This is a genomic window from Streptomyces yokosukanensis, from assembly GCF_001514035.1.
Classification (GTDB): domain Bacteria; phylum Actinomycetota; class Actinomycetes; order Streptomycetales; family Streptomycetaceae; genus Streptomyces; species Streptomyces yokosukanensis.
The window spans coordinates 1-1,647 of the sequence record NZ_KQ948279.1 but is presented as its reverse complement, the minus strand read 5'-3'; the positions used below and the strand labels follow the sequence as shown (position 1 = coordinate 1,647).

The 1,647-nt window shown below is 72.8% G+C and carries 1 protein-coding gene; it reads left to right on the top strand.

Annotation, left to right across the window (positions count from 1 at the left end):
- On the top strand, positions 1–1,647 hold a 1,647-nt coding region (locus tag AQI95_RS44140; RefSeq protein ID WP_167362015.1), incomplete at both ends, for a type I polyketide synthase.

Below are 1,647 nucleotides of genomic sequence, written 5' to 3'. Positions count from 1 at the left end.
GGCATGATCCCGCCGCTGCTGACCGGCCTCGTCCGTACTGCTACGCGCCGGTCCCGCAGCGGCGCTGCCGCGGGTGGTGCCTTTGCCCGGCAGATCGCAGCGCTGGCCGAGGACCAGCGCGCCGCGGCCGTACTGGACCTCGTACGGGGGCAGGTCGCGGCGGTGCTCGGCTTCGCCGGTGTCGAAGCGGTCGACCCGGCACGGTCGTTCAACGAGGTCGGCTTCGACTCGCTCACCGCCGTCGAACTGCGTAACCGGCTCGGCGGGGTCACCGGTGTCCGCCTGCCCGCGACCCTGGTCTTCGACTACCCGAACCCGGCCGTACTGGCGGAGTACCTGCTCGCCGAGCTGCTGGGCAGCCAGGAGACGGCGGCCGGAACCACCGTCGCCGCCACGGTCCACGACGACGAGCCGATCGCGATCGTCGCGATGGCCTGCCGCTACCCCGGCGGGGTCCGGTCGCCCGAAGACCTCTGGGGACTCGTGCGCGACGGCCGCGACGCCATTTCCGCCATGCCCGACGACCGCGGCTGGGACATCGAGAACCTCACCGACCCCGACCGGCCGGGCAGCAGCTACGCCACCACCGGCGGCTTCCTCCACGACGCCCACCACTTCGACCCGACCTTCTTCGGGATCTCGCCCCGTGAGGCCCTCGCCACCGACCCCCAGCAGCGCCTCCTCCTGGAGACCACCTGGGAGGCCTTCGAGCGGGCCGGCATCGACCCGACCACCATGCGGGGCAGCCGGACCGGTGTCTTCGCGGGCGTCATGTACAACGACTACGGCACCCTCCTCCACCGCGCCCCCGAGGGCCTGGAGGGGTACATGGGCACGGCCAGCTCCGGCAGTGTCGTCTCGGGCCGCGTCTCGTACACCTTCGGCCTCGAAGGCCCGGCCGTCACGGTCGACACGGCCTGCTCCTCCTCCCTCGTCACCCTGCACCTCGCGGTCCAGGCCCTGCGCAACGGCGAGTGCGACCTCGCCCTCGCGGGAGGCGTGACCGTGATGGCGACCCCGGGCACGTTCATCGCCTTCAGCGTGCAGCGCGGTCTCGCGACCGACGGCCGGTGCAAGCCCTTCGCGGCCGCAGCGGACGGTACGGCGTGGGGCGAGGGCGTCGGCATGCTGCTCGTCGAGCGGCTCTCGGACGCCCGCCGCAACGGCCACCCCGTCCTCGCGGTGGTCCGCGGCTCCGCCGTCAACCAAGACGGGGCGAGCAACGGCCTGACCGCGCCGAACGGGCCCTCGCAGCAGCGCGTCATCCGTCAGGCCCTCGCCAACGCCGGCCTGACGGCCGCTGACATCGACGCCGTCGAGGCCCACGGTACGGGCACCACGCTGGGCGACCCGATCGAGGCGCAAGCGCTGCTGGCCACGTACGGCCAGGAGCACACGGCCGAGCAGCCCCTCTGGCTCGGCTCCATCAAGTCCAACGTGGGTCACACGCAGGCCGCGGCCGGTGTCGCGGGCATCATCAAGATGGTGCAGTCGATCCGCCACGGCGTCCTGCCCAAAACTCTGCACGTCGACGAGCCGACCCCGCACGTCGACTGGTCCGAGGGAGCGGTCTCCCTCCTCGAATCGGCCACCCCCTGGCCCGAGACCGGCCGCCCCCGCCGCGCCGCGGTGTCCTCCTTCGGTATC